Annotated in this window: 2 protein-coding genes; both read left to right on the forward strand. The window is 73.7% G+C overall.

Annotated features, from left to right (window positions below; translation table 11 throughout):
• A partial coding sequence (locus ABZ260_RS47540) for a condensation domain-containing protein (RefSeq protein ID WP_355631610.1) occupies nucleotides 1-969 on the forward strand: 969 nt, incomplete at its 5' end.
• Entirely contained in the window at nucleotides 966-4,289 is a 3,324-nt protein-coding gene (locus ABZ260_RS47545) for an amino acid adenylation domain-containing protein (protein WP_355631613.1), read from the forward strand. The genes ABZ260_RS47540 and ABZ260_RS47545, both read left to right, overlap by 4 nt.
• The last annotated feature ends 68 nt before the right edge of the window (nucleotides 4,290-4,357 follow it).

Here is a 4,357-nt window from a genome sequence, read left to right on the forward strand (position 1 = left end):
CTCCTTCAGGGAGCGGTCGCTCAGCCGACCGTCCCGGTGCTGGAGCCGGTGCCCACCTCCTTCCGTACCTGGGCACACCGCCTGCACGACGAGGCGGCCCGCAGGACCGGCGAGCTCGATCACTGGACCCGCACGCTCGGTGGCGGCACCGGGCGGCTGGACCCGTCCACGGACACCTTCGCCACCCAGCGCCACCTCACGCTCGGACTTCCCGCCGATGTCACCGTTCCGCTGCTCACCCGGCTCCCGGCGGCGTTCCGCGGCCGGGTCAACGACGTGCTGCTCGCCGGGCTCGCCCTGGCGGTGACCCGCTGCACCGGGCAGCGGGAGGTCCTGCTCGACCTGGAGGGGCACGGCCGTGCGGAGATCTTCCCCGACGTCGACCTGTCCAGGACCGTGGGCTGGTTCACCACCATCCACCCCGTCAGGCTCGACGCGGGCCCCGCCGACTGGACCGACCTTTCGGGCCCCACCGCCGCGCGGGCGATAAAACGGGTCAAGGAGCAGCTCCGTGCGACTCCCGGCGAAGGCATCGGTTACGGTCTGCTCCGCCACCTCAACCCCGTCACCGCGCGGGAACTGGCCCGCTGTCCCGTACCGGAGCTGGCTTTCAACTACCTCGGCCGCGTCGAGGCCGCCACAGGTGCGGACTGGTCCCCGGCGCCTGAGTCGGAGGCGGTGGGCGGAGGGCACGCGGCCGACCTCGCGCTCCCGCACGCGCTGGAGGTCAACGCCCTCACCAGGGACCTGCCGGACGGGCCGCGCCTCTCGGTGACCTGGTCGTGGGCCGGGCGCCTGTACGGCGAGGAGCAGGTCAGGGAGCTGGCCGAGGCGTGGTTCGCCGCCCTCACCGGCCTGTCCCGACACACCGGAGACGGCCTGACCCCGTCGGACCTGCTGATCTCCATCGGCCAGGAAGAGATCGACGCGTTCGCGGCGGAACTCGACGCGGAGTGGAGCGCACGGTGAGCCAGCTTGAGGACATCCTGCCGTTGTCGCCGCTGCAACAGGGCCTGTTCTTCCACGCCCTGTTCGACGAGGCGGCGCCCGACGTCTACACCGCGCAGCTCGTGCTGGAGCTGGAGGGCGCCCTCGACGTCCCCGCGCTGCGGGACGCGGCCTGTCGGCTGGTGCATCGTCACGCCAACCTGCGGGCCTCGTTCCGGCAGCGGGCGGGGGGCGATCCCGTGCAGCTGGTGCACCGGCGGGTGGAGGTGCCGTGGCGGGAGGTGGCGGGGACCGACGCCGAGACGGTGGCCGCCGAGGAGCGTGCCCGGCGGTTCGACCTGTCCCGGCCGCCGTTGATGCGGTTCGTGCTGGTACGGAGTGGTCCCCAGAGCTACCGGCTGGTTTTCACCAACCATCACATCCTGCTGGACGGCTGGTCGACACCGCTGCTGGCGGCCGAGCTGTTCGCGCTGTACTCGGGCCGGGAACCCGCCCCCGCGCCGCCGTACCGCGACCATCTGGCCTGGCTGGCACGCCAGGACCGGGCCGCCGCGCGGGAGGCGTGGTGCCGTGCCCTGGACGGGGTCGCCGGGCCGACCCTCGTCGCCGCGGACCTCGCCATCCGGACGCCGGTGAATCCCGGATGCGTCCGAGCCCAGCTCGACGAGGATCTCACCGGCCGCCTCAGCTCCGTCCTGCGCGCCCGATCGCTCACCCTCAACACGGCGGTCCAGGGGGTCTGGGCTCTGCTGCTGGCCCAGCTGACCGGCCGCGACGACGTCGTCTTCGGCGGTACGGTCTCCGGCCGCCCACCCGAGCTGCCCGGCGCCGAACGCATGATCGGACTGTTCATCAACACCCTGCCGGTCCGGGTCCGGCTGCACCCCGCCGAGACCCTGGCCGGGCTGCTCGAACGCCTCCAGGCGGAGCAGTCCGAGCTGTTCGCCCATCACCACCTCGGCCTGTCCGACATCCAGCGCGCCTGCGGGCTGGGGCAGCTCTTCGACACCATGACGGTCCTGGAGAACTACCCTCTCGACACCGCGACCCTGAACGGCCGTTCCGTGGAAGCGGGCGTGGAAGCGGGACCGCGGCTCGCGGGCGCCTCGGGCAGCGACGCGACCCACTACCCGCTGGCCCTGGCGGTCGTCCCCGGTGAGCGGCTCTCCCTGCGACTCGACCACCGCCCCGACGTCGTCCCCCACGCCGAGGCCGTCAGGCTCCTGGACAGGCTCGTCCTTCTTCTCAAGGCCGTCGCCACCGACCCCGAGCTGCCGCTCGCCCGGCTCGACCCGCTCTCCGCCGACGAGCGCGTCCGGATCCTTGACGAGTGGAACGGCCCCGAACCCCCGCCCGTGCCCGGGGCCGCGACGACGATCGCGGGTGCCTTCGCCGAGCAGGTGCGGCGGGCACCGGACGCCGAGGCCGGCGCCGGCGACGGCTTCTCCCTCAGCTACGCCGAGCTGGACGGCCGGGCCGACCGGCTGGCTCGCCGGCTGGTCGGGCTGGGCGTCCGCGCCGAGACGCCGGTCGCGGTCCTGCTCGACAGGTCCGCCGACGTGGTCGTGACGACCCTGGCCATCGCCAAGGCGGGGGGAGCCTACGTCCCGATCCACCACGGCCACCCGCCGGACCGGATGAGCTGGGTGATGGCCGACACCGGTGCTCCGGTACTGGTCACCGACCGCACTCCCGGATTCGAGCACGCCGCCGAGGTGGTCCGGGTGGACGAGCCCGTCCCGGCGGATCCGGCACCGCCGGAGCCTCGGGGCGCGGTTCACCCCGAGCATCTCGCGTACGTCATCTACACCTCGGGTTCGACGGGAACGCCGAAGGGGGTCGCGGTGCGGCAGTGCGACGTCGTGGCCCTGGCCGCGGATCGCAGGTGGGAGCGGCACCGGCGGGTGCTGATGCACTCGCCGCACGCCTTCGACGCCTCCACCTACGAGATCTGGGTGCCGCTGCTCCGTGGCGGTACCGTCGTCGTCGCGCCACCGGGCGACCTCGGGCCCGACGCGTTCGCCGGCCTCGTCGCCAGGCACCGCCTGACCGCGCTGTTCATCACGACGGCACTGTTCAACCTGGTCGCGGAGGAGGCGCCGGGCACGTTCGCGCCGCTCGCCGAGGTCCTCACCGGCGGTGAGGCCGCCTCGGCCGCGGCCATGCGCCGGGTACTGGCGGCCTGCCCGCGGACCCTGCTCGGCCATGTCTACGGGCCCACCGAGACCACGACGTACGCCACCCACCACCCCGTCTCCGCTGTCTCCCGCGTCGGCACGCCGCCCATCGGGCGGGCCATGGACGGCATGCGCGCCTACGTGCTGGACGGCTTCCTGCGGCCGGTCCCGCCGGGGGTGCCGGGCGAGCTGTACCTGGCGGGCGCCGGGCTGGCCCGCGGTTATCTCGGCCGCCCGGCGCTGACCGCGGAACGGTTCGTCGCCTGCCCGTACGGCGGGCGGATGTACCGGACCGGGGACGTGGTCAGGTGGTCGGCGGACGGCGTGCTGGAGTACCTGGCCCGTGCCGACCGCCAGGTCAAGATCCGGGGGTTCCGCATCGAGCCGGCGGAGATCGAGGCGGCCCTGGCCGGGCACCCGGATGTCGTCCAGGTGGCCGTGACCGTCCGCGACCGCCGCCTGCTCGCCTACGTGGTCGGCACCGTGGCGCCCGAGGAACTGCGGCGGTTCGCCGGGCGGACGCTCCCCGAGTACATGGTGCCGTCGTCGGTGATCGGCCTGGACGCGCTGCCGCTCACCCCGAACGGGAAGGTGGACCGCGCCGCCCTGCCCTCGGGGTCCGCCCCCACCGCGGGGCGCGACCCTGGCACCCCTGAGGAGGAGTCGCTCTGCCGGCTGTTCGCCCAGGTGCTCGGCCTGGAGCGGGTCGGCGCCGACGACGGATTCTTCGACCTGGGGGGTGACAGCATCGGGGTGATCCGGCTGGTCTCCCTCGCGGCGGGGGAGGGGGTGGTGATCAGCCCGCGCGAGGTGTTCGCCCACCAGACGGCCGAGGCGCTCGCCCGCGCACAGGGGGAGAGCACGCGGGACCTGGGAGAGGGAGGCCTGGAGATGCTGCTCCCGCTACGTGCCTCGGGCTCCCGGCCGCCGCTGTTCTGCGTGCACCCCGGTGCCGGGCTCGGCTGGCCGTACGCGGGACTGCTCCGCCATCTTGGCCCTGACCAGCCCCTTTATGCCTTCCAGGCCAGGGTGCTGGCCGAGCCCGACTACGTGGCCCCGTCGATCGAGGCGATGGCCCTGGACTACCTGGAGCGCCTGCTCCAGGTCCGGCCGCACGGGCCGTACCGGCTGGCGGGCTCGGCGAGGTCGGTCTCGTCGGGGTGAAGTTGCGCCTCCTCCAACTTGACCCGTAACCCGGCCAGCGGAGTGCGCAGTTCGTGTGAGGCGTCGGT

Source organism: Streptosporangium sp. NPDC006013 (assembly GCF_040614275.1).
Classification (GTDB): domain Bacteria; phylum Actinomycetota; class Actinomycetes; order Streptosporangiales; family Streptosporangiaceae; genus Streptosporangium.